Origin of the sequence: Rheinheimera hassiensis (assembly GCF_022436675.1) — a bacterium.
Lineage (GTDB): Bacteria > Pseudomonadota > Gammaproteobacteria > Enterobacterales > Alteromonadaceae > Alishewanella > Alishewanella hassiensis.
Genome location: NZ_JAKUJZ010000002.1, coordinates 130,930 through 152,701 on the forward strand (window position 1 = coordinate 130,930; position 21,772 = coordinate 152,701).

A 21,772-nucleotide genomic window follows, 5' to 3' on the forward strand; every position below is an offset into this window, starting at 1 on the left:
GGCTGTTTTAAGCTGTAAGGAATTTTTCATGAGTAAAGTTGTAATTGTAACGGGTGGCGGACGGGGGATTGGGGCTGCAACAGCTAAATTACTAGCCTCAAGCGGGTACCAGGTTTGTGTCAATTATCGTGCAAATGCTGAAAGTGCGAAGGCAACGGTCAGCGCAATTACAGCATCGGGTGGTAAAGCATTTTCATTTCAGGCTGATGTATCCAATGAAAGTGACGTCATCGCTTTGTTTGATGCCACTGTAGCAAGGTTCGGTGCTGTTACTCATTTAGTTAACAATGCGGGAATTCTACTACCACAATCTGGTTTTGCTGGCATTGATGTAGAGCGATTCAACAAAGTTCTGATATCTAATGTGACGAGCTGTTTTCTTTGCTCGCGTGAGTTTATAAAACGCACCAAATCACAGGGTGCTATCGTCAATGTGTCCTCAGCTGCTGCCCGAACCGGTGCACCATTTGAATACATCGATTATGCAGCATCTAAAGGTGCGATGGACTCTTTGACAAAAGGCCTGTCGCTGGAAGTTGCAGCACAAGGTATTCGGGTGAATGCCGTAAGACCGGGTTTTATTTATACAGAGATGCACGCAGATGGTGGTGAACCAAACAGAGTTGATCGTTTATCGCCGCAGATCCCACTGCAGCGTGGCGGCACAGCTGATGAAGTAGCCAATGCGATAGCCTGGTTATTATCAGACGAAGCATCTTATGTTACCGGCTCTTTTATCGATTTAGCCGGTGGGAAGTAACTTAATATTTTTTAGCTTACAGTTTGAGGTTGCCACTGGTTCGAGATCAGGCATGCGAGATTAATACACCTTGAGAAAACACATGATACCTACTGTATATTCAGAGAAGCTTATTCTTCGGCCGTTTCAACCTGAAGATGCTTCTAAGGTTCAGGCGCTGGCGGGTGAAAAAGTAATCGCAGAAATGACAGATAATGTGCCCCATCCTTATTTGGACGGTATGGCAGAAGAATGGATCGGGAAACATCAATCTTGGTACCGAAACAGGGTTGCGATAGTGTTCGCGATCTTGACTCGAGAAACATGCGAACTGATAGGAGCAATTAGCATTACTGAAATTTGTGAGCTATCTGGTAATTTAGGTTACTGGATAGGCTTGCCATATTGGGGGAAAGGTTATTGCTCTGAGGCTTCCCAGCGGATAATCGAGTTCGGCTTCAGTGAGTTTGGTTTGTCTCTCATCTGTGCAAAACATCTTACAGAGAACCTTGCATCAGGTAAGGTTATAAAGAAGAGTGGTTTTAAATATTTAAAGAACGTTGTTGTTGGTGGGCGAGAGTTACAATATTACGAGCTTGAGAAAGCACAGTGGCAATCTGATAACAAAGTGCTATAGCTACGGTTCTACCCGTGCGAGCTGAGTATTGGATTTGCAGGTTGCCATCAGCAAAGCTTTGCTCTGCATGGTTTGGCATTTTATCTGTCAGATAAATAACACAGAGGCCATGATGTTTAAAGACGTACTAAATTTTTGGTTTAAAGAATTAGAGCCTAAGCAATGGTGGGTGTCTGAATCTGACTTTGATGCGCAGATTAAACAGCGCTTTTTGGCGCTATTGCAGCAAGCTGCGGCGGGTGAGTTATTTGGCTGGCGCGAGAGTGCTGCAGGGCGGTTGGCAGAAATTATCGTGCTGGATCAGTTTTCACGCAATATTTACCGCAATACTGCAAAAGCCTTTGCACAGGATGCCATGGCGCTGGTGTTGGCGCAGGAAGCTGTGGCGGTCGGTGCGCTGGCGCAGCTTAATGCCGATGAGCGTAATTTTTTACTAATGCCCTATATGCACAGCGAATCGCGGGTTATTCACCAGCAAGCAGAAGCGCTGTTTAAGCAATTTGCCCCGGCGGAGAATTATCAATTTGAGCTTAAACACAAAGTAATAATTGACCGTTTTGGCCGTTATCCGCATCGTAACGCCATTTTAGGCCGTACATCGACAGCTGATGAAATTAAGTTTCTTAAACAGCCTGGCTCGGGGTTTTAGCCCGGCCAGCGGCGGCTTAAAATATGCTTTCGGCTATTTAGCTGCTGCTAAACAGGCTACTACTTTGTGCCGAATTTCTCGTGCTCGCCAAGGTTTGGCTGCTTACCTTTAACCTTCGCCTGCACTGTTTTAAACATTTTTACCATTGCGCTGCTGTCGCTATCCCAATGTTCGCCTTTTTGCACTTTAATTTCCAGCATACCGACATTGGGCGAGTCTTTACCGTCAGGAAACCAGGCTGCAACAAACGGATTCCAGTACTTATTGATCAGCGTTTTATCTCGAGTAGCGCGACCAACGCCGGTCAACGATACATACACCTGGTTGTCAGCATCGGCGAAAGTTAAACAAACATCGTGATCATGTTCTATTTCCAGCACTTTTTCCGTGGACAAATCAGTATAAAACCACAGTGTGCCGTCGTATTCATCCTGCACTAACACCATAGGGCGGGATCTTAGCTCATCATCGTGGCGGGTTGTCAGCATGGCTGTTTTTATCTGTTTGATAAGTTGCCAGATTTTTTGCTTATGCTCCGGGCTGGACATAATTCCTCCTGTTTGTTTATCGGAATAAAGTTGTTTTTCAACCGGCTCTAGTGTTTCAAAATTACATACAGCGCATGGATAATGCCGGGTATAAAGCCAAACAGCGTCAGCAAAATGCTAAGCCAGAAATGACCTTTAAGGCCTACTTCAAGAAAAACCCCCAGCGGTGGCAGGATTATTGCGAAAAGGATTTTAATAGGATCGGTTGCGGTAACTGCCATAACAGGCTCCTTAGGTTGTGAGTCAGATGGGCTGCTTGCCCGACTCTCATTGCTCTATTTAAACCAAGCACTATCTATGCCGTTTATCGTAGAAAGCCTTGGTGAAGGTATTCAGGTAGCGACAGTATTGCTCTGTAGGGCCTTTCGCGGCTGGGCTTTTGCCATTGTTACTGCCGGGAAGCGCTCATTACGTCTAACGGGTATTACCCGGCGTGGTTACTCTATGGCGGGGTGGGAAAGAGTATATTTTATAGCTTAGTGTGCAAACTTTACCGGTATTTAAAAGGGGTAGTTCAGTGCTATAAAAATAACAAGCCGGTCAACTGACCGGCTTGTTATTGTGAGGCAGCCAGATGCTATCAGGCTTTGCTGGCAGCAATATATTCATCTACCAGTTGCTCTAATACATCCAGCGGTACTGCGCCGTTTTTCAGCACCACATCGTGGAACTGGCGGATATCAAACTTATCGCCCAGCTCAGTTTTAGCTTTTTCGCGTAGTTCGACAATTTTGATCATACCAATTTTGTAGGCGGTGGCCTGGGCGGGCATGACGATGTAACGCTCTATGGCTTTTTCTACCGCGGTTTGCGTATTAGGTGTGTTATCCAGCAGGTATTGTATCGCCTGATCGCGGCTCCACTTTTTGGCGTGAATACCGGTATCTACCACCAAACGGCAGGCGCGCCAAAGCTCCATGGCTAAGCGGCCAAAATCTGAGTATGGGTCCTGATACAGGCCGATTTCTTTTGGTAATAACTCGGTATATAAACCCCAGCCTTCAATGTAAGCGGTGTAGCTGCCAAAACGGCGGAACTTAGGCATTTCTTCCAGTTCTTGCGCTATAGCCAGTTGCATATGGTGGCCCGGGATACCTTCATGGTAAGCCAGTGCTTCCAGCTCGTACTTGGGCATATCGCTCATGCGGTACAGGTTGGCGTAGTAAATGCCGGGGCGGCTGCCGTCCATCGACGGGCGTTGGTAAAACGCTTTACCGGCACTTTGCTCACGAAACGCTTCTACTGCTTTTACAATCATGTCGGCTTTGGGTTTTACTAAAAACAGCTCGTCCAGCCGGGTGCGCATATTATCAATAACCGCAGTGGCTTCAGCCAGGTAGGCGGCTTTGCCTGCTTCGGTATTCGGGTAGTAAAACTGCGGATTGGTTTGCATAAACTGGAAAAAAGCTTTTAAGTCACCGTCAAAGCTGGTTTTTTGCATAATAGCCTGCATTTCTGCATGGATACGGGCTACTTCATCCAGGCCAATCTGGTGTATTTCATCGGCTGTTAAATTGGTAGTGGTAATGCGCTTTAGCTCATCATTGTAAAATGCTGCGCCATCTTTAAAACGCCATACACCGTCAACGGTATCAGCTTGTTGCTCCAGCGTATTTAAATAGCGGATTAAGCTGGTATAGGCCGGCTTAACACTGGTTAACAACGCTACTTTGGCTTCATCCAGCAACAATTTTTTACTGTGCTCATCAGCATCAAGCTGGCTGACTTTTTTACTGAAATCGGCCAGTAAGGTGCTGTCGGCACCGGTATCAAACGGGGCGCCTTTAATCACATTTTCACTGGCCGAGAGCACTAACGGGAACACAAATTTAGGCGGAATAATACCAAGCTCTGCGCGTTTTTGCAGTTGCTCCTGCAGCTGATTAAACAGCGCAGGTACGGCATTTAACCGGGCGATATAGGCTTTGGCGTCGCTTTCGCTGCTAATGCTGTGCTGGTTGATTAACACTGACGGCACCTGCGAGTGGATACCAAACATCTGGTTAACCGGGTAGCTGTAAAGCCGCCATTTGGCTTCATCCAGGGTTTGTTGCAGGTTTTGTTGCATCAGCAGGTAGCTGATACGGGTATTGTCGTCCAGTTTGCTGACATCAACGGCCTTTAACATGGTTAAATGCTGCTGGGTAAGGGCTATATCTGCGTCGAAGTGGGCGTCGGATAAATCCTGCCATTTATCGTAGTCATCTTTAATGCCCAGCCGGGTTTGCCGGATCGGGTCACGGCGCACTTCGTCCATAAATATTTGTTCAAACAAGGCATTAGCCTTATCTGACTCAGACTGGGTTACCACTGTTGCCGGTGTGCTGCTTTGCTGCAGGCTCTGGTTTTGCTGTGGGCCACAGCCTGCCAGTAAAGCGGCAGTTATGGCAAGTGGCAGCAAAGCTTTGCGGGTAAAGGCGGTTTTCATATAGGTTCCTGTCTTATTGTTAGAGTAATAGTTTTATTCTACGCAACTGGTTACAGATGAAAAGACAGCGTATCGCAACGATAGGTTAATCAGCCCTAGATAAACAACGTGAGTAAATCGTTCAGGTACCGCGCGCCTTTATCGGTAACCTGCCAGTGCGTGGCGCTAACGCTAAGCAGGCCTTTTTGCTCCGCATCGCTAATAGCGCTGGTAACCGTGCTAAGCGGCAAGCCGGTGTAAGCGGTAAAATCGGCTATCGGGCAGGGTTCCAGCAAGCGAAAGCGATTCATAAAAAACTCAAATGGCCGGTCTTCGGCCTCAACCTGCTCACGGCTATCCATATAGCCACGGCTGATATCCATATAGCCTTTGGGGTGCTTAATTTTTACGGTACGCAAAATAGCATTACGTGACGGCAGGGTAATTTTGCCGTGCGCGCCGCAGCCTATGCCTAAGTAATCTCCGTAGCGCCAGTAGTTCAGGTTATGTTTGCACTGATGGCCGGGTTTGCTATAGGCAGAAATTTCGTACTGCTGGTAACCATGCTGCTGTAACAGTGCCAGCCCCTGTAGCTGAATATCCCACAGTGTATCATCTGGTGGCAGTACTGGCGGGCGTGAGGCAAAGACTGTATTAGGTTCAATCGTCAGCTGATACCAGGACAAATGCGGCGGGGCTAAATCTATGGCTTGTTGTAAGTCGGCCAGCGCGTCGTTAACATCCTGCTGCGGCAGGCCGTGCATTAAATCGAGGTTAAAACTGCCAAGGGGCAGGTTTTGCGCCAATTTGGCAGCCCGTATGGCTTCGCCGCTATCATGAATACGGCCCAGCGCTTGTAATTGTGCCGTTTGAAAGCTTTGCACACCAATAGAAAATCGCGTTACGCCTGCCTGCACATAGCCGGCAAAGCGTTCGGCTTCTACCGTGCCGGGGTTGGCTTCCATGGTTACTTCCATATCGGCGTCGCAGTTTAACCGCTGCTTTACGCCGGTTAAAATCTGGCCAATGCCGGCGGCAGAAAATACGCTGGGCGTACCACCGCCGATAAAAATACTGCTTAAATTACGCCCGGTTACTAAGGGTAAATCTTGCTCGAGATCGGCCAGCAGGTGGGCGATATATTCCTGCTCGGGAATACCTTGCTTTACCGCGTGCGAGTTAAAGTCGCAGTAGGGGCATTTTTGAATACACCAGGGGATATGAATATACAGCGCCAGCGGCGGTAACTGCAGCGCCACGGTTAACGTGCCTGCAACTGGCTAAGCAGTTGTGCTAACGCTTTACCCCGATGGCTAAGCTGTTGTTTGCGGCCCGGTGGCAGCTCTGCACTGGTGCAATTTTCTGCCGCAATGTAAAACACCGGGTCATAGCCAAAGCCGGCATTACCGGCCGGGGCCAGCGTAATTTCGCCGTGCCATATGCCATGGCATATCAGCGGGCTTGGGTCTTCAGCGTGGCGTAAATACACCAGCACACAATGAAACTGCGCTGTACGCTGTGCGGCTGGGATATCTTCTAATGCATTAAGCAGCTTAGTGATATTAGCGGTATCGGTTGCGGCTTCACCGGCGTAGCGCGCCGAATATATACCCGGTGCGCCGCCCAGGGCGTCAACCGCCAGGCCAGAGTCATCAGCTATGGCCGGTAAACCGGTAGCCAGCGCGGCATGGCGGGCTTTTAAAATGGCGTTTTCAATAAAGGTCAGACCGGTTTCGTCTGCATCTGTTACGCCCAGTTCCGTTTGCGGCACGATCTGGTAGTGGTAAGGGGCCAGCATCTGTGACAGCTCTGCCACTTTGCCTTTATTGCCGGTAGCCAGCACAATTTTTTCTGTCATCGAAAGCTCTTTTTAATCTACGTAAAAGGTCTGGTCGAACGTTAATAACTGCGACTCATTGCCACTGGCCATGGTTATCGTAAAGCTAAAACGCTGCTCGTGATAAAACGGCAACTGCGCCAGATAATATACTGCATCACCTTCTACTACTTCGGTAAACTCCAGCTTACGCTGGCGGCCCTGTAAATCTTTGGCATTGCCGCTCAGGGCAACTTTTTGCGCCTGTTGGTTGTTTTTATCAAGCACCGAAATGTTAACAACCGCATTGTATTTACTGCGTTGCAGCTGGTATTGCAGGGCTATTTCCGGTGTCAGCAGCGGGGCAGGAAAGGCAATATAATGTACGTCCCAGTTACCCAGTTGTTTTTTTTGCTCGGCCATAGCGCTAAAGCTAACGGCCAAGCCCAACAACAGGGCGATAATAATGCGGTTCATGGTTCACCTCGGTATTGGTTCAGGCAGTTAAGTATAGTGGTTTAAGCGGTTTCCAGCAGGTTTTTCACCAGCGGTGGTAACTGTTTCGGGGCAATAATCAGTACCGTTTTATGCCGTCCGGTTTCACCTTTTTCAATGACCACCTGTGATTTGGCAACAGCGAAACTTTTGGCCAGAAACTTTTGCAAATGGGCGTTGGCTTTGCCATCTACCGGTGGTGCAGTAATGGCAACTTTAATTTCGTCGCCATAAAGCTCCACCCAGGCATCACGGCTGGCTTTGGGCTGAATATACAGTTTTAACCGTATATCCGCCGCGCACTGAGTTGCTGCAATCAAAAACCCGGAAACCAGTTACTAAACAGGATGTTTAAAAATTGCAGGCCAACCAGCACTACCAGTACCGATAAATCCAGCCCGCCCAGTGGTGGCAGAATGTTACGGATAGGGCGCAGTAATGGCTCGGTAAGCTGATGCATTACATATTCAACCGGACTGCGGCCCTGGCTGAACCAGCTAAGCAGAGCGCGGATCACTAAAATCCAGAACAGTAAGGTAAGAATTTCTTTTACCAGAAACACCACTGACAACACTAAACTGGGCACCAGCAAAACCTGGCCCGATTGAATAAGCTGCAGCACCAGTAATTTTACCAGCATAATGCTGTATGCCAGCACCAGTGAGGCGGTATCCAGCCGGCCAATGCTGGGAATAATCCGGCGCAGCGGCAATACCAGCGGGTTGGTGGCTTTTACCACAAACTGACTGAACGGGTTATAAAAGTCTGCACGTACCAGTTGTAACCACAGGCGCAATATCATCACCATCAGGTACAGACTAAAGGCAGTATCAATTAGAAATAGCACAGCTTGCATCAGGTTCTCCGCATCTTAAATTATAACAACGATGAAAATTACAAACTCTGCGCCATTTCCTGCGCCCGTTTAATGGCGGCATACATGGCATCTGAAACCATTTTTTCAAGGCCCTGGTTGGCAAAAGTGGTTACCGCTTCATGGGTTGTGCCACCTTTTGATGTAACCTGCGCGCGCAAATCAGCAAAACTGTGATCGCTATCCAGTGCCATGGTGGCTGCGCCGAGCGCGGTTTGCGCTACCATCTGTTTAGCTTGCGCCGCGTCAAAACCCAGTTGCTCTGCTACTTGCTGCATCGCTTGCATAAAAAAGAAAAAGTACGCCGGTGAACTGCCGGTAACAGCAATAACATGGTCTATCTGTGCTTCGTTGTCTAACCAGACAGTCATGCCAGTGCCACTGAACATATGATCAACAAAGGCTTTTTCATAATTAGAGCAGCCCTGTGGCAGTAAACCGCTAACGCCTAACCCTACCAATGATGGCGTATTAGGCATAGCACGCACCAGGCGGACATTACCCAGCCATTGCTGATAGCGCGCTACGGTAATACCGGCTGCCAGGGTAACAAACAGCTTTTCGGCTATTTCCGGTGCGGCGCTGATTAACGCTTCGCATAGCTCCTGCATCATTTGCGGTTTTACCGCCAGCACGATAACGTCGGCTTTAGTTACAGCTTCAACGTTATCCAGTGTGGTTTGGATGCCAAAATCGGCGGCCAGCGCGGTCAGTTTAGGCTGGCTGCGGTTAGCGGCAATAATGTTTTGTGCCGGATAACCCGCGCGCACCATGGCGGCGATAACGCAGCGTGCCATATTGCCAGCGCCGATAAAGGCAACAGTATTGTCATTCATCTGTGTATTCATTCCTTGTGATAATCTCTTGCGCCAAAAATTGCGGTGCCCAATCGTATCATAGTTGCGCCATATCGCAGAGCCAAAGGCCAGTCATCCGACATGCCCATAGATAATTCATCTGCCTGCGGGTAGTGTTGCTGTAATGTTTTCGACAGTTGTGCCATAGCAGCAAAGGCCGGTTCGCTCATGCCCGGTGCCGGTATGGCCATTAATCCTTTTAATTGCAGCTGTGGCAAGTTGCTTACGTCGGCAGCTAATTGCAACATATCTGCCGCAGCAATACCGGCTTTGCTGGGTTCATTGCTTATATTCACCTGCAGCAGCACTTTAAGCGGCCCCAGCGGCGCAGGGCGCTGTGCTGCTAAACGCTCAGCAATTTTAAGCCGGTCGATACTGTGTACCCAGTGCGCGGTTTCGGCGACCAGCCGGGTTTTGTTCGACTGCAACGGGCCGATAAAATGCCAGATAATATCCGCATAACTGCTTAATTGTGCTGCTTTTTCAGCTAGTTCTTGCGGGTAGTTTTCAGCAAACTGGCGCTGCCCGGCCTGATAGGCTGCTACAACAGCAGATACCGGTTTGGTTTTACTTACGGCCAGTAGTTGTGGCGTTAATTTTGCCGCTGGCAAAGCCTGCAATTTTTCCGTCAGGTTCTGATAGGCGAGGTTAAGTTGTTCTGCTATGTTATTCATAAAGATTGGCAACGTGGAGTAGAAATTGTCATGGATATTACCGAATTATTAGCCTTTAGTGTGCAACATAAAGCGTCTGATTTACACCTTTCCGCCGGTGTGCCGCCATTGATACGGGTTGACGGTGACGTACGCAAGCTGAATATCCCGCCGCTTACTCATAAAGACGTGCATGCATTAGTGTACGAGATTATGACCGACAAGCAGCGTAAAGAATACGAAGAACACCTAGAATCAGACTTTTCCTTTGAAGTACCCAACCTGGCACGGTTTCGGGTTAACGCCTTTGTGCAAAACCGTGGCGCGGCGGCAGTGTTTCGTACTATACCCAGTGAGGTATTAACACTGGAAGATTTAGGTGCGCCGGATATCTTCAAAACCATTGCTGAAAACCCGCGTGGCCTGGTGCTGGTTACCGGGCCGACAGGTTCAGGTAAAAGTACTACGCTGGCGGCGATGATTGACTACATTAACACTATGCGCCACGACCATATTCTGACGATAGAAGATCCGATTGAATTTGTGCACAACAATAAATCCAGCCTGATTAACCAGCGTGAAGTACACCGCGATACCCACAGCTTCAGTAATGCACTTCGCTCAGCCCTGCGCGAAGACCCGGACGTAATACTGGTGGGGGAATTACGCGATCTGGAGACGATTCGTCTGGCGATGACCGCCGCTGAAACCGGCCATTTAGTGTTTGGTACTTTGCATACCACTTCAGCGCCTAAAACGATTGACCGTATTATTGATGTGTTTCCCGGTGAAGAAAAAGACATGGTGCGCTCGATGTTGTCAGAGTCACTGCGAGCGGTTATTTCACAAACGCTGCTGAAAAAGGTGGGCGGTGGCCGCATGGCGGCGCACGAGATCATGATTGGGATACCGGCGATCCGTAATCTTATCCGCGAAGATAAAATTGCCCAGATGTATTCGGTAATACAAACCGGCGCATCGCATGGTATGCAAACCATGGATCAATGTCTGGTGAATCTGGTAAACCGGGGTTTGGTATCGCAAAAAGATGCCGCGGCCAAAGCACAGGACAAAAACACCTTTGGTGCCATGGGCAGGATATAAACGCTTATGCAGCTAGTTGATTTTCTGGAAAAAATGGTTGCTGTTAAAGCATCGGATATGTTTGTTACCGCAGGCATGCCGGTAGCGGCGAAGATAAACGGTGAAATGACACCTATTGATGAAACACCGCTGACGGATGCGGCATCATTAAAGCTGGTGCTATCGGCGATGAATGATAAGCAGCAGCAAGAATTTATGAGCAGCAAAGAGTGCAACTTTGCGATAGCCAACGAGGCAGGACGGTTTCGGGTGTCGGCGTTCTGGCAGCGTGACTGTGCTGGCATGGTAGTGCGCCGTATTGTTACCAAAATTCCTAACGTGGACGATTTAGGCCTGCCGCCAATCATGAAAGAAGTGATTATGTCCAAACGCGGCCTGGTGCTGTTTGTCGGCGGCACCGGTACCGGTAAATCAACCTCGCTGGCGGCTTTGCTGGGGTACCGTAACCGCAATGCCAAGGGGCATATCCTGACGATAGAAGATCCAATCGAGTTTGTGCACGAACACCATAAAAGTTTAATTACCCAGCGTGAAGTGGGTATTGATACTGAATCATTTGCAGCAGCACTGAAAAGCTCATTGCGACAGGCTCCGGATGTAATCTTAATTGGTGAAATCCGCAGCCAGGACACGATGGAATATGCACTGTCGTTTGCTGAAACCGGTCACTTATGTATTGCCACACTGCACGCCAACAATGCCAACCAGGCAATTGACCGCATTATGCATCTGGTGCCCAAAGAGATGCACCAGAAGTTACTGTTTGATTTGTCATTAAACCTGCGCGGTATTGTTGCGCAGCAGCTTATTCCCACGGCAGATGGCCATGGCAGGCTGGCCGCCATTGAAGTGCTGCTTAATTCGCCATTAATTGCCGATTTAATTGCCCGCGGTGAAATCGGCGAGATTAAAGCGGTAATGACAAAATCACGCGAGCTGGGTATGCAAACCTTTGATCAGGCGCTGTACGATTTATATCAGCGTGGCCAAATTACCTACGCTGATGCTATTCACCATGCCGATTCGCCGAATGATTTACGCCTGATGATTAAACTGCGTAGTGGCGATACTAAAGGGGCGGGGTTCCTGTCTGGTGTTACTATTGAAGGTTTTGAAAATAAAGACAATTAACCAGCCGTTGTTACAGTGAGGTCGCTATGAGCATTACACAGATCATGACGCATCGCAGCAAACTGATCACCACCATGGCCGATGCCAGCCTGGCCTCACTGCGCGATGTGTTTGCCAAGGCACGCTTTCAGCATGTGCCGGTGGTGGATCACACCAACCGCCTCGTTGGTATAGTGTCGGTAAAAGATTACTTTCGTGAGCTTAGCCCGGTAATGGACGCCGCCAGTGATCCTGCGATCGGGCTGTTTATCCGTTCGCGCAAAGTGCATCAGGTGATGGTAAGTCCGGTGATCACCGTCAGTGAAACTACCGGTATAAAGCAGGCTGCCGCGCTACTGCTGCAACACAATATCAGTTGTTTACCGGTAACCGACGAATATAAGCATTTGCTTGGCCTGGTATCATGGAAAGACATAATGCGCGCCGCGCTGCACAAGCCAGCCAGTTAGCTGTTAACCGGCGCGCTGATAGCGCTTATGCAAAATAGCCACCCGTTCAACATAAGCCTGGGTTTCGGCAAAAGGCGGAATACCGTTATAACGGCGCACATTACTGCTACCGGCATTGTAAGCCGCTAAAGCCAGTGGTAACTCACCATTATGTTGTTTTAACAGCTGGGCCAGATAACGGCTGCCGGCGGCAATATTGTGTTCTGGCACACTGGCATCGCTGATGCCAAGCTGCCTGGCCGTGCCGGGCATCAGTTGCATTAAGCCTACTGCGCCTTTTCGTGATACAGCTGACGGGCGAAAAGACGATTCGGCATGAATAACTGCGCGAATAAGCGCCGGATCCAGTTGGTGTTCATCTGCTGCTTTGGCAATAAACTGATTAAAAGGCCGGGTATATAGTGGCACCGTATGCCAGTTAACTGTTGATCCCGGATCGCAGGCAAAGCAGTCAAACCGCATCACCTGAAAAGGCCGGTTTAGTGGCTGGCGATCGGAAAACATCGCAGTGCCATCGTTTTTAACTGACTTATATGCTGCAATAGTCGGGGGAGTTTTTGTCTGCGCTTGCGACAATGCTGTATTGTTGCTGTCTGGCGAAAGTTTAAGTTGCTTTTTTTCAGCTGTTTGCGGCTCAGCCGCCAGCATCAGGATACAGCTTAAGGCAAACACAGCAATGGCAACACCGGCAGATGACAAAGCAACATCCATGCATAAATTAAGCGGACTGAAAGTAAAGCACTAAGCCACGCAAAGCTCAAGCCATACCGGTGGATAAAAGCTTCAGCGGCTTTTATCCCGGTGTAATTGGCGGTTAACCCATAACAGTACCGCTGCCACAATGACAACCACTACCGGCACACTGATACTTTGCCACTGCCGGGTATCCAGTTGTGGCAGCCAGTAACCCAGTGCATCAATGGCTTTGTCGCTAAGCTGCAAGGCGTAATAACTAATAGCCACCAGTGATAATCCCTCGACCATTTGCTGCATATTCAGCTGCAGTTTGGCACGCTTATCCATAGATGCCAGCAACTGCTGGTTTTGTTGCTCGAGTTTTAAATTAATCCGGGTGCGCAGCAGCTCGGTAGACCGGCCTAAACGACCAGATAAAGCATGCTGGCGGTATACCACCGATTCACTGGTACGAAATGCCGGTGTTAAGCGCCGCTCGGTAAAATCCTGCAATGACAACAGGCCTTCAATCGGCGTTTCGTTCAGGCTTCTGATCCGGTCCAGTGTTAGCTGGTAGTAAGCGGCAGTAGCCTGCAGCCGCGAGCTGGTTTCGGCGATCAGGTGCTCAGTCTGTGCCGCCATGGTAGTTATTTCGTTAAGTAAATGCTCATCATCATTCAGGCGCAGTTCGATACGCTGGGTAATATCTGACAGACTCTGTTCCAGCATATTCAGCTTACTCAGCGCCTGGCGCGATTGTGGCCAGCCCAGCAGTGATAATTTGCGGTAATTGCCAAGATCAAACAGCTGTTGCACTAAACGGCCCAGCGCTGCCGGACTTAAGCCTTGATCCAGCAATAACATACGGCCGGCACCTTCGGCATGCTTTTGAAAGTCGGTCCAGATGCGGGCTTTTTGCCCGGCCAGCATACTGCTGATGCAATTGTCCGGGTTAAACAGCTGGTTGGTATCGGCATAGCTTTTTAGCTGTGCCGGCGTGATAACACTTAGCTGAACTACGCGGAAAATCTGGCCCGGAATATTATCCAGCCAGTTCTTCGCTGGCAGAAAATCCAGCGGATCATCAAATAGCTGCTTTTCACTGCCACTTTGAATAAAGATATAGCTGGAAAACTCGCCATGTTTTTCAAACCGTAGGCTGCCGCCAAACAGTGGCAGGTTAATGTCGTGATCGGTTTCACTAAAATGGCTGCCTTGTTGGCTGGCCAGTTGTTGCATAAAGCTAAGTTCGCTGCTGCGCGAGGCCGGTGATACCGTTAGCATAAACTGGCACAGCCGGCTTGGCGCCGTTAACGCCGGGAAGGTGCGCTGTTGTAGTTCTTTATCCAGTACATCGCGCAGTGGATGGCTGCGGTTATGTAGTCCGGTCATGATAATGCTCCTGAATCTGAAGGCACAAAGCGGGAATGAGCACAAACACCGTTAGGTTAAGCAAAGCAGCTAATGTGCCAGTGCGTTGGCCTGTGCCAGCTACAGAGCAATATGGGCCTAAATCATTGCTGTAAAATGATATTTTCTTTACGTCTTGGTGTAATGCAGGTTTTGGCAATACCTGGTGGCCTGGTGTTTGCCCTGAAATAACGCAGCCGCGGCATAATTCAGTGCGCACTCTGTTACCTTTAACGCTGGCGGCGGGTTACAATATTGCTCTTACCTTTTGTCTGTTCTGTCGGGTTTTAACTTTATGTCAATTGTGCTCAATCGTAATCTGGTTGTGGCGGTGGTCAGTGTTTTGCTGGCAATGCTGACTATTCAGTCTGGCGCTTCTATCGCCAAGCAATTGTTTCCGCTGATAGGCCCTGAAGGCACAACTGCGCTGCGGCTGGGGTTTTCTGCGCTGGTGCTGTGGCTGGTGTTCCGGCCGTGGCGCAGCTTGCCAACAAACCGGCGTGACTGGAATGCAATAGTGACCTATGGCCTGTGTCTGGGCGGTATGAATATTTTGTTTTATCTGGCAATTGCCCGTATTCCACTGGGTATTGGCGTAGCGCTTGAATTTACCGGTCCTTTAGCCGTTGCGCTGCTTTTATCACGGCGTAAACGCGATTTAATCTGGGTAGCCTGTGCTGTTGCCGGCATTTTATTGCTGCTGCCGGATATGCGCGGTACTGATGCGCTGGACCCCATCGGCGTGATATTGGCACTTGGCGCAGGTGCGTGCTGGGCCGGGTATATTTTGTTTGGTAAACGCACCAATGCCCAGGCCTCGGGTGGTATTACGGTAGCGCTTGGTATGACAGTGGCGGCTGCCTTTTTGGTGCCGATAGGTGCCGTTAGCCAGGGCATGGCGCTGCTAAGCTGGCAAGTACTGCCGCTGGGGCTGCTGGTGGGTATTTTATCCAGTGCTTTGCCTTACACGCTGGAAATGGTGGCACTGCGCAATATGACCTCACAAAACTTTAGTGTTTTTATGAGTATGGAACCGGCAATAGCCGCGCTGGCTGGCTTTGTTATTCTGGCTGAGTTACTTACGCTATGGCAGTGGCTGGCGATTGGTCTGGTTATCGTGGCATCGCTTGGCAGTTCGCTGACATCCTCCGGGGCGAAACCCGCCCTGGAGGATTAACGCCGATTACATTTTTGGCATTACAACGGTGTCCAGCACGTGGATCACGCCATTGCTGGTTTCGATGTCAGTTGCAATTACCTGAGCACCGTTTACGTATACTTTGCCGTCTTTTACTTCAATAGCCAGGTCTTGACCCTGTACCGTTTTAGCTGAAGTCATCTTAACCACATCTGCAGCCATGACCTTGCCGGCAACAACATGATAAGTAAGCACTTTAGTTAGAGCGGCTTTATCTGCTACCAGTGCGTTTAAATCGGCGGCAGGGATTTTGGCAAAGGCAGCGTCATTTGGCGCAAATACTGTGAACGGGCCTTTACTTTTTAATGTGTCTACCAGCTCAGCAGCCTGTACGGCCGTTACCAGCGTTGAAAAATTGCCAGCTGCTACTGCGGTATCAACAATATCTGCTTTCATTTTATGGTTGTGCGCCTGTGCTGTGAGAAGCATCGAGCCCAGTAATAATGAACCGGTAATAAGGTGTGACAGTTTCATAGTGTTTCCTTTTTTGCACAAAGTTAGACATAACAGTCGCCATTACAAACGCAGGCTTGCGGCATAAAGATCAGATTTATCTTTTTCTGTTTTAGCTAAACCGCAAGTAGTTATTTACCGTACGGCGAAAAACTTGATCCAGCCCGGTGCAACTGGTGCAGTTTTTCGCTATATCTGTTGTCTGACACTAAAATACTGTTAGAGGAGCGTGTTTATGACCATTACCACTGTTGCCCAATTAATGACGGCTGATCCTTTGTGTGTAACCCGGGAGGCCAGTTTAAAAGATGCGCATGATTTAATGCGTGGTAAAAATATCCGCCATATTCCTGTAATAGATGCCGATGGCATTTTGGTTGGTATGCTGACGCAAAAAATTATGATCGCCAAAGTAATGGGGTTAATGGCGCAGTTTGGCGCTACTGCACTGGAGCGTAAAGAAAAACAACAACTGGTAGCCGATATGATGGCCACCGATTTTGCTGCAGTAACGCCGGGTCAATCGTTAAAAGAAGTGGCGGGCTTTTTCGTTAAAAACCGTCATGGCTGTATGCCGGTGGTGGATGAAAACAATAAACTGAAGGGCATACTGACATCTTCAGACTTTGTTCGGTTAGCGGCGCAATTATTGGAAAAACAATAAGAAAAGCCAGCGTAAAAGCTGGCTTATTTGAGAATAATCGCGCCGGTTTACTCACTCCAACGCGCCGTAAACCCATCCGTGGGGGCTCGATTCAGGCATCCATGCCTTCAACGGTTGGCTTAGAGTAAACCTCTGCTCGCTTGCAGGTCTTGCTTAGTCGGTTAAGCCAACCCCCATTTCTTTTAACAGGTTATCTGCGCCATCCAGCTGCATTTGCCACAGCATAAAACGGTGATCTACCTGAATAGAGCGGGTGTTGTCCGGGTTGTAGTCCCAGTCTGAAATGATTGAATCCAGCGTGCCGTCAAAGGCTAAACCTACCAGTTCGGCTTTGCTGTTTAATACTGCCGAGCCTGAATTGCCGCCGGTAATATCCAGTGTAGCCAGGTAATTTACCGGTACTGAATTTAAGCTTTCTACCTTGTACGGACCATATTGCTTGGCTTTTATCGCATCCAGCTGTTTTTGCGGTGCGTTAAATTCACCTTCGCCGGTTGCTTTGGCCGTAATACCGCGTAGCGTGGTAAATGGCGCCCAGGCGTTGCCATCTTCATTGCCGTGCGCGCGGCCTTTTACGTTACCGTAAGTTACCCGCAGCGTGCTGTTGGCGTCCGGGTAAACTGCCTGGCCTTTAGACTGCATAAAGGCAATTTTGGCACGCATATAGCTGGCGTACGCCTGCTGAATTTTACCGGCCAGCTCTTCTTCCTGCGCTTCACGTTTTAAATCGGTTTTATACAATGCTACGGCGGCTTTAACAAAAGCATCGTTGCTTTGGGCAAATTGCTGTGGCGTGCTGTCCAGCAGAGCAGTGCGCTTAGCCGGATCAGTTAAATCGCTATTGGCGTACCAGCTGTCAATCAGGCTTTTCAGTTGCTCGTTGCTGATGCCATCTTTAATGCCCATCGCTTTGTCAAAATCTGCGTTACGCTGTTTTTTTGGCAAAGCGGCGTATTTGCTCAAGTTGTGCAGGTCCAGTGCTTTTTCTACGCCAACATCCAGGTTGCGCTCCATGCCGGCTACAAAGGCTTGGTAGCGCGGAATGTCGCGTTGCTGAAAGCCAGCTTTACGCTGAGCATCCGGTTTGGTACTTTCCTGGGCTAATCTGTACAGGGCGCGTGAAGCTGCCAGTAACCGAGGTGTGGCATTGTTTAGCAGGTAATTGGCCCGCTCTTTGGTTTGGTTTTCTTTTAACAGTTTTTCTATTGCTGTTAAGTCTTTGGCATACGCTTTTTTATTTTCGCTGCTGCTGTTAACCCAGGCGGTAAGGGCTTGATGCTCTTGCGTTTTACGTTGTAAAAAGTCGCTTTGGGCAAAGCTGTCCAGCATGCCCTGGCGGTTTTTCATATAATTATTTAACCCGGCAACACGGCCGGCGTACTTCAACTCTGCATCTTTATTGCTAGCGGTTTCGCGGGCAATAATATCCAGTGTGTCTTTAAACTGGGCAACGGTATTGGGGTAAGCCCATTCAAAGGTATCGCTGACTTCGCTTGGTAAACGGTGACGGTTAGTGCGGCCGGGGTAACCCAGCGCCATGACAAAATCACCTTCTTTTAAGCCATCTTTGGCCAGTGTTAAATGATAATCCGGCTTATAAGGCACGTTATCTACGCTGTAATCTGCCGATTTACCCTCTGGGCTGACATAAGCACGGTAGAAACTGTAATCACCGGTGTGACGCGGCCACATCCAGTTGTCGGTGTCGCCACCAAATTTGCCCACACCCTCAGCCGGAGCATGTACTAAACGCACATCTTTAATTTCCAACTGTTTAATCAGGTAAAACTCTAAGCTGCCGTAGTAGGCGGCTACCGTACAGCGGTGGCCTTCGTCTTTTTCGCATTCGGCGATAATAGCTTTCTGGTTGGCTTCAATAGCGTCGATACGCTTTTTGCCGCTTAGTTTAGCGGTTTTGCCATCAATCACTTTATCGGTAACGTTATCTACGGCTTTGGTAACAAAAATGCGGCTGCCCGGGGCTGCGGCAACTTCGTCGCCTGGCTTCTGGGCTAAAAAGCCGTTGGCCAGTAAGTCGTTTTCTGGTGTTGAGTTATGCGCGATGCTGCCATAAGCGCAGTGGTGGTTAGTGGCAACCAAACCATTGGGTGACACAAAAGAGGCGGAGCAGCCGCCTAAACTAACAATAGCTGCGGCAGGGAATTCGGTGAGTTTGCTTAAGTTGGCCGGGTCCAGTTCAAGACCAGCAGCTTTTAATTCGGTGGCAATTTGCGGCAGTTGTTGTGGCATCCACATGCCTTCATCAGCCATGGCAAAACTGCTGGCCAGCGCCAGCATCAGAATGGATTTTTTCATAAGTACTCTTTTATTTTTAATTTTGACAGGAATGTTAAACGTAAGACCACAGCTATAGTCGATGCCAGCGCTAGCCTTGTCAATACTCGGCTAAAGCCACAGATGCCGCTATGCGATGGTTATCGCAGTTCAAGCGTTGGGTGATAGAAGCAGTTTATTTGTCGGAAAACCAACAAGGTTGATTGCGGCCCAGCCGTTTGGCCTGATACATAGCCGTGTCGGCCTGTCGCAATAGTTCATCACAATTGGTGTCACCCTGAAACAGCACCAGACCGATACTGCAGGCGCATTGATGCATATTATGCTCAGACAGCGGGAAAGGCCGGGCCAGCTCTTTAACAATTTTAGTGGCAATGTGCTGAATATGCAGTTTGCTGCGCCCAATTTCGGTATCAATATCGCGTAGCAGCACAATAAATTCGTCGCCGCCAAAGCGCGCCACGGTATCGGCCTGACGCACGGCATTTAATAACCGGTGTGCTACTTCTACCAGCAGGCTGTCACCTGTTCTGTGGCCGTAGATATCGTTGACCGGTTTAAAGTTATCCAGGTCGATAAACATTAAGCCACTGTATTTCTGGCCGCGCTGACTGGATGCTATAGCTTGCAGCAAGTGCTCTTCCAGCAAACGACGATTGGCCAGACCGGTTAAGCTGTCATAAAAAGCTAACCGGCGGATTTGCGCGGCGCTAAGGCAGCGGCTAATTGCCAGCTCAGCAAGGTTGCTGTAGGTTTTGATTTTTTGCAGCAGTATCGCACAGGGCTCAGCTGGCTGATAATGGTAGATGGCAAAGGTACCTAACACTTTGTTGTGAGCGTTTTTTATTGGTTGTGACCAGCAGGCTTTCACCCCGGCAATGGCCGCCAGTGCCTGATAAGGCTGCCAATACGGATGCGTGCTGATATCCTGCACTATTACGGTTTCACCGGTAAAAGCAGCAGTGCCGCATGAGCCGACGCCCACGCCAATAGCAACACCGTCCAGTGCGTTGTTATATTCATCTGGTAACGACGGTGCCGCGCCGTGGTGCAGGGTTTGGTTATCTTCGTCCAACAGTAAGATAGAACACAGCATGCCCTGATGTAGCAGCTCTACCTGAGTAACCAGATTATGCAGAATACTTTTTAGCTCAGCGCCTTCACTGATCTGGCTTAAAATCTGGTTTTGCAGCAGTAACTCTTGTGTGCGCTGGGCTACTTTTTGCTCAGTTTGCTGCAGGCTGTATTGGTAGCGGGCGTTTAGCAGACTGAGTTTTGTGATCTGTAACGCCAGTGGTGCCAGCACTTGCGTTATGCTGTCGGGCTGGGTTTGATCCACACTTGCTTTATTTGACCGGCGTTTGCCAACCAACAAACCGGCAATGTGTTCGCCGTCCAGCATTATCGGTGTCGCGTAATTTTGCTGGCTGTTTTCAACAGTTATTTCGGCTGTCTGTTGTAAACCAAAGCGGGCATCTGGCCAGTCGGACGATGCCAGCACTTTGCCATATATATCAAGCAATGCAACGGGCAAGCCCATTACCTGCTGGATGTTGTTAAATACGGTGTTAAGTTCTGAAAAATCAATAGTAGCGACCAGTTTGCTGGCTGGTTCATTATCAGATAGGTGCTGCGATTGAGCGCTGCCAGCGGATACGTCCTGCATCTGGATTTGCTTAGCCTCGGCTTACATATGCGGTGATTTCACCCTAATAATGTTAACAGTGTAGTCAAGGGAAGGTATTGTCGCCATGTAAACCTTAACCTTATCACCAGTTAAACCAGCGCCGGGTATAGGTTCAGTACCTTACGCTGGGTGTACAGGTTAACGCTAAACCTGCCGTTAAAATGTCGCGTTGTTATTTATGCCGTTGTTGTAGTACGGTAATTACGTCGTTCAGTTCCAGTTTTTGGCTGCGCAGCAGTACCAGAAGGTGGAAAATTAAATCAGCCGCCTCGTTAGCCAGCTCTTCTTTATCACCAGCCATGGCAGCCAGAGCAGATTCGACACCTTCTTCACCGACTTTTTGCGCGATGCGCTTTACGCCTTTGGCAAATAAGCTGGCAGTATAGCTGCTGCTTGGGTCTGCACCTTCGCGCGCTTTAATCACTTGTTCAAGGTCATATAAAAAAGCCAGTTGTGGGCTGTTGGCGCTGTTATTGTGCCAGCAGGTTTCGGTGCCAACATGGCAGGTGGGGCCTTGCGGCAGTGCCAGCACTAAAATGCTGTCGGCATCGCAGTCGCTGTCGATGCTAACCAGCTTTAAGGTATTGCCAGAGCTTTCACCTTTGGTCCACAGCCGTTGTTTGCTGCGGCTGTAAAAGGTCACATTGCCGCTTTGCAGTGTGTGCTCAAGCGCCCCCGGGTTCATATAGCCCTGCATCAGCACTTTGCCGGAGATGGCATGCTGCACTATTGCGGGTAATAACTTTGCCGGTAATAACTGGTTATCGGGCCAGCTTAACGCTTTGATTTGTTCTTCGTTCATAAGTAACCTTTATTCATTTTATTGTACCGGCTAGTAGGCTCTGAGGTTTAGCTGCACACAGAGACGCCGTAAATACCTCCCTGTAGGCTCCTCTGTAGCATCCTTGCCACAGACGCTCTGTTTAGCAGCTAATCCTCGTCGCTTGATACACTTGCTCAACGGCTGGCACAAGCAAAGCAAGCGCGGATGTACTTTTTTCAGCGACCGTTGGAGGCCATGGATGGCCGGA

25 protein-coding genes are annotated in these 21,772 nt (G+C 49.2%); 9 read left to right on the plus strand and 16 right to left on the minus strand.

Translation table 11 applies throughout. From position 1 onward, the window contains the following. Positions 1-28: 28 nt before the first annotated feature. The 3 genes from MJX74_RS03470 (at position 29) to MJX74_RS03480 (ending at position 2,025) form a co-directional block, all read left to right on the plus strand. Complete coding sequence (locus MJX74_RS03470; RefSeq protein WP_240220912.1) at positions 29-760, plus strand: SDR family oxidoreductase; 732 nt, start codon at positions 29-31, stop codon at positions 758-760. A gap of 82 nt (positions 761-842) precedes the next feature. Beyond that, positions 843-1,376, plus strand: a complete 534-nt coding sequence (locus MJX74_RS03475) for a GNAT family N-acetyltransferase (protein WP_240220913.1) — start codon at positions 843-845, stop codon at positions 1,374-1,376. 112 nt (positions 1,377-1,488) lie between these two features. Then, on the plus strand, positions 1,489-2,025 hold the full coding sequence (locus MJX74_RS03480) for a DUF924 family protein (protein ID WP_240220914.1): 537 nt from the start codon (positions 1,489-1,491) through the stop codon (positions 2,023-2,025). A gap of 59 nt (positions 2,026-2,084) precedes the next feature. On the opposite strand, the gene MJX74_RS03485 is transcribed toward MJX74_RS03480, so the two are convergent. After that, on the minus strand, positions 2,085-2,573 hold the full coding sequence (locus MJX74_RS03485; protein WP_240220915.1) for a pyridoxamine 5'-phosphate oxidase family protein: 489 nt from the start codon (positions 2,571-2,573) through the stop codon (positions 2,085-2,087). Positions 2,574-2,620: 47 nt separating this feature from the next. After that, positions 2,621-2,794, minus strand: coding sequence for a YqaE/Pmp3 family membrane protein (locus MJX74_RS03490; RefSeq protein WP_082694679.1), 174 nt, complete (start codon positions 2,792-2,794; stop codon positions 2,621-2,623). Positions 2,795-2,870: 76 nt separating this feature from the next. On the opposite strand from MJX74_RS03490, the gene MJX74_RS03495 reads away from it, so the two are divergent. Further along, on the plus strand, positions 2,871-3,053 hold the full coding sequence (locus MJX74_RS03495) for a hypothetical protein (protein WP_240220916.1): 183 nt from the start codon (positions 2,871-2,873) through the stop codon (positions 3,051-3,053). Between the two features lie 100 nt (positions 3,054-3,153). Here the strand turns inward: MJX74_RS03495 and MJX74_RS03500 are convergent, their stop codons facing one another. From MJX74_RS03500 to MJX74_RS03535, 8 genes are all read right to left on the minus strand, one after another. Further along, positions 3,154-5,001 carry a DUF885 domain-containing protein gene (locus MJX74_RS03500; protein ID WP_240220917.1) on the minus strand — a complete coding sequence of 616 codons (1,848 nt, stop codon included), beginning with the start codon at positions 4,999-5,001 and terminating at the stop codon, positions 3,154-3,156. A gap of 95 nt (positions 5,002-5,096) precedes the next feature. Further along, complete coding sequence (gene hemW / locus MJX74_RS03505) at positions 5,097-6,239, minus strand: radical SAM family heme chaperone HemW (RefSeq protein WP_240220919.1); 1,143 nt, start codon at positions 6,237-6,239, stop codon at positions 5,097-5,099. Positions 6,240-6,241: 2 nt separating this feature from the next. Then, a complete protein-coding gene (gene rdgB, locus MJX74_RS03510) occupies positions 6,242-6,838 on the minus strand; it encodes an RdgB/HAM1 family non-canonical purine NTP pyrophosphatase (RefSeq protein ID WP_240220921.1) in 597 nt (198 codons plus the stop codon). Positions 6,839-6,850: 12 nt separating this feature from the next. After that, positions 6,851-7,273 carry a DUF4426 domain-containing protein gene (locus MJX74_RS03515; protein WP_240220923.1) on the minus strand — a complete coding sequence of 141 codons (423 nt, stop codon included), beginning with the start codon at positions 7,271-7,273 and terminating at the stop codon, positions 6,851-6,853. A gap of 41 nt (positions 7,274-7,314) precedes the next feature. Beyond that, complete coding sequence (yggU, locus tag MJX74_RS03520) at positions 7,315-7,611, minus strand: DUF167 family protein YggU (protein WP_240220924.1); 297 nt, start codon at positions 7,609-7,611, stop codon at positions 7,315-7,317. After that, positions 7,608-8,147: a YggT family protein gene (locus MJX74_RS03525; protein WP_240220925.1), complete on the minus strand. Its 540-nt coding sequence runs from the start codon at positions 8,145-8,147 to the stop codon at positions 7,608-7,610. Before MJX74_RS03525 ends, yggU begins: the two co-directional genes overlap by 4 nt. A gap of 38 nt (positions 8,148-8,185) precedes the next feature. Further along, the gene (gene proC, locus MJX74_RS03530; RefSeq protein ID WP_240220926.1) at positions 8,186-9,001 is read right to left on the minus strand and encodes a pyrroline-5-carboxylate reductase; all 816 of its coding nucleotides are present in this window, start codon (positions 8,999-9,001) and stop codon (positions 8,186-8,188) included. Positions 9,002-9,009: 8 nt separating this feature from the next. Continuing rightward, entirely contained in the window at positions 9,010-9,696 is a 687-nt protein-coding gene (locus tag MJX74_RS03535; protein ID WP_240220927.1) for a YggS family pyridoxal phosphate-dependent enzyme, read from the minus strand. A gap of 30 nt (positions 9,697-9,726) precedes the next feature. Between MJX74_RS03535 and MJX74_RS03540 the strand changes: the two genes are divergently transcribed. From MJX74_RS03540 to MJX74_RS03550, 3 genes are read left to right on the plus strand one after another with little or no spacing between them, the layout of a single operon-like run. Then, positions 9,727-10,779 (plus strand): type IV pilus twitching motility protein PilT, encoded by a 1,053-nt coding sequence (locus MJX74_RS03540; RefSeq protein ID WP_240220928.1) that lies wholly within the window; start codon positions 9,727-9,729, stop codon positions 10,777-10,779. A 6-nt stretch (positions 10,780-10,785) separates the two neighbouring features. After that, positions 10,786-11,910, plus strand: a complete 1,125-nt coding sequence (locus MJX74_RS03545; RefSeq protein ID WP_240220929.1) for a PilT/PilU family type 4a pilus ATPase — start codon at positions 10,786-10,788, stop codon at positions 11,908-11,910. 26 nt (positions 11,911-11,936) lie between these two features. Next, positions 11,937-12,359, plus strand: a complete 423-nt coding sequence (locus MJX74_RS03550; protein ID WP_240220930.1) for a CBS domain-containing protein — start codon at positions 11,937-11,939, stop codon at positions 12,357-12,359. A gap of 3 nt (positions 12,360-12,362) precedes the next feature. On the opposite strand, the gene MJX74_RS03555 is transcribed toward MJX74_RS03550, so the two are convergent. Beyond that, positions 12,363-13,058 carry a lytic transglycosylase domain-containing protein gene (locus MJX74_RS03555; protein WP_240220932.1) on the minus strand — a complete coding sequence of 232 codons (696 nt, stop codon included), beginning with the start codon at positions 13,056-13,058 and terminating at the stop codon, positions 12,363-12,365. An 84-nt stretch (positions 13,059-13,142) separates the two neighbouring features. Next, on the minus strand, positions 13,143-14,426 hold the full coding sequence (locus MJX74_RS03560) for a DUF3422 family protein (RefSeq protein ID WP_240220934.1): 1,284 nt from the start codon (positions 14,424-14,426) through the stop codon (positions 13,143-13,145). Positions 14,427-14,739: 313 nt separating this feature from the next. Between MJX74_RS03560 and MJX74_RS03565 the strand changes: the two genes are divergently transcribed. Continuing rightward, the gene (locus MJX74_RS03565; RefSeq protein ID WP_240220936.1) at positions 14,740-15,621 is read left to right on the plus strand and encodes an EamA family transporter; all 882 of its coding nucleotides are present in this window, start codon (positions 14,740-14,742) and stop codon (positions 15,619-15,621) included. Positions 15,622-15,627: 6 nt separating this feature from the next. On the opposite strand, the gene MJX74_RS03570 is transcribed toward MJX74_RS03565, so the two are convergent. After that, on the minus strand, positions 15,628-16,116 hold the full coding sequence (locus tag MJX74_RS03570; RefSeq protein ID WP_240220938.1) for a fasciclin domain-containing protein: 489 nt from the start codon (positions 16,114-16,116) through the stop codon (positions 15,628-15,630). Between the two features lie 214 nt (positions 16,117-16,330). On the opposite strand from MJX74_RS03570, the gene MJX74_RS03575 reads away from it, so the two are divergent. Beyond that, positions 16,331-16,759: a CBS domain-containing protein gene (locus MJX74_RS03575; protein ID WP_240220940.1), complete on the plus strand. Its 429-nt coding sequence runs from the start codon at positions 16,331-16,333 to the stop codon at positions 16,757-16,759. Positions 16,760-16,912: 153 nt separating this feature from the next. Here MJX74_RS03575 and MJX74_RS03580 read toward each other — a convergent pair whose 3' ends face one another. The 3 genes from MJX74_RS03580 to hisIE all read right to left on the minus strand — a co-directional run bounded on the left by MJX74_RS03580 (position 16,913) and on the right by hisIE (position 21,543). Further along, positions 16,913-19,075 carry a S46 family peptidase gene (locus MJX74_RS03580; protein WP_240220942.1) on the minus strand — a complete coding sequence of 721 codons (2,163 nt, stop codon included), beginning with the start codon at positions 19,073-19,075 and terminating at the stop codon, positions 16,913-16,915. A gap of 154 nt (positions 19,076-19,229) precedes the next feature. Further along, positions 19,230-20,720 (minus strand): sensor domain-containing diguanylate cyclase, encoded by a 1,491-nt coding sequence (locus MJX74_RS03585; RefSeq protein ID WP_240220944.1) that lies wholly within the window; start codon positions 20,718-20,720, stop codon positions 19,230-19,232. 193 nt (positions 20,721-20,913) lie between these two features. Beyond that, complete coding sequence (gene hisIE / locus MJX74_RS03590) at positions 20,914-21,543, minus strand: bifunctional phosphoribosyl-AMP cyclohydrolase/phosphoribosyl-ATP diphosphatase HisIE (protein WP_240220946.1); 630 nt, start codon at positions 21,541-21,543, stop codon at positions 20,914-20,916. Positions 21,544-21,772 lie beyond the last annotated feature (229 nt).

What these genes read in the sequence shown, in the direction of transcription:
- MJX74_RS03540 (WP_240220928.1), top strand. Translation starts at nt 9,727, where the DNA reads ATGGATATTACCGAATTATTAGCCTTTAGTGTGCAACATAAAGCGTCT.
- MJX74_RS03560 (WP_240220934.1), bottom strand. Translation starts at nt 14,426, where the DNA reads ATGACCGGACTACATAACCGCAGCCATCCACTGCGCGATGTACTGGAT.
- MJX74_RS03585 (WP_240220944.1), bottom strand. Translation starts at nt 20,720, where the DNA reads ATGCAGGACGTATCCGCTGGCAGCGCTCAATCGCAGCACCTATCTGAT.
- MJX74_RS03485 (WP_240220915.1), bottom strand. Translation starts at nt 2,573, where the DNA reads ATGTCCAGCCCGGAGCATAAGCAAAAAATCTGGCAACTTATCAAACAG.
- MJX74_RS03500 (WP_240220917.1), bottom strand. Translation starts at nt 5,001, where the DNA reads ATGAAAACCGCCTTTACCCGCAAAGCTTTGCTGCCACTTGCCATAACT.
- MJX74_RS03470 (WP_240220912.1), top strand. Translation starts at nt 29, where the DNA reads ATGAGTAAAGTTGTAATTGTAACGGGTGGCGGACGGGGGATTGGGGCT.
- hisIE (WP_240220946.1), bottom strand. Translation starts at nt 21,543, where the DNA reads ATGAACGAAGAACAAATCAAAGCGTTAAGCTGGCCCGATAACCAGTTA.
- MJX74_RS03580 (WP_240220942.1), bottom strand. Translation starts at nt 19,075, where the DNA reads ATGAAAAAATCCATTCTGATGCTGGCGCTGGCCAGCAGTTTTGCCATG.
- MJX74_RS03565 (WP_240220936.1), top strand. Translation starts at nt 14,740, where the DNA reads ATGTCAATTGTGCTCAATCGTAATCTGGTTGTGGCGGTGGTCAGTGTT.
- proC (WP_240220926.1), bottom strand. Translation starts at nt 9,001, where the DNA reads ATGAATGACAATACTGTTGCCTTTATCGGCGCTGGCAATATGGCACGC.
- MJX74_RS03475 (WP_240220913.1), top strand. Translation starts at nt 843, where the DNA reads ATGATACCTACTGTATATTCAGAGAAGCTTATTCTTCGGCCGTTTCAA.
- rdgB (WP_240220921.1), bottom strand. Translation starts at nt 6,838, where the DNA reads ATGACAGAAAAAATTGTGCTGGCTACCGGCAATAAAGGCAAAGTGGCA.
- MJX74_RS03550 (WP_240220930.1), top strand. Translation starts at nt 11,937, where the DNA reads ATGAGCATTACACAGATCATGACGCATCGCAGCAAACTGATCACCACC.
- MJX74_RS03480 (WP_240220914.1), top strand. Translation starts at nt 1,489, where the DNA reads ATGTTTAAAGACGTACTAAATTTTTGGTTTAAAGAATTAGAGCCTAAG.
- MJX74_RS03535 (WP_240220927.1), bottom strand. Translation starts at nt 9,696, where the DNA reads ATGAATAACATAGCAGAACAACTTAACCTCGCCTATCAGAACCTGACG.
- MJX74_RS03570 (WP_240220938.1), bottom strand. Translation starts at nt 16,116, where the DNA reads ATGAAACTGTCACACCTTATTACCGGTTCATTATTACTGGGCTCGATG.
- MJX74_RS03575 (WP_240220940.1), top strand. Translation starts at nt 16,331, where the DNA reads ATGACCATTACCACTGTTGCCCAATTAATGACGGCTGATCCTTTGTGT.
- MJX74_RS03525 (WP_240220925.1), bottom strand. Translation starts at nt 8,147, where the DNA reads ATGCAAGCTGTGCTATTTCTAATTGATACTGCCTTTAGTCTGTACCTG.
- MJX74_RS03495 (WP_240220916.1), top strand. Translation starts at nt 2,871, where the DNA reads ATGCCGTTTATCGTAGAAAGCCTTGGTGAAGGTATTCAGGTAGCGACA.
- MJX74_RS03490 (WP_082694679.1), bottom strand. Translation starts at nt 2,794, where the DNA reads ATGGCAGTTACCGCAACCGATCCTATTAAAATCCTTTTCGCAATAATC.
- MJX74_RS03515 (WP_240220923.1), bottom strand. Translation starts at nt 7,273, where the DNA reads ATGAACCGCATTATTATCGCCCTGTTGTTGGGCTTGGCCGTTAGCTTT.
- MJX74_RS03545 (WP_240220929.1), top strand. Translation starts at nt 10,786, where the DNA reads ATGCAGCTAGTTGATTTTCTGGAAAAAATGGTTGCTGTTAAAGCATCG.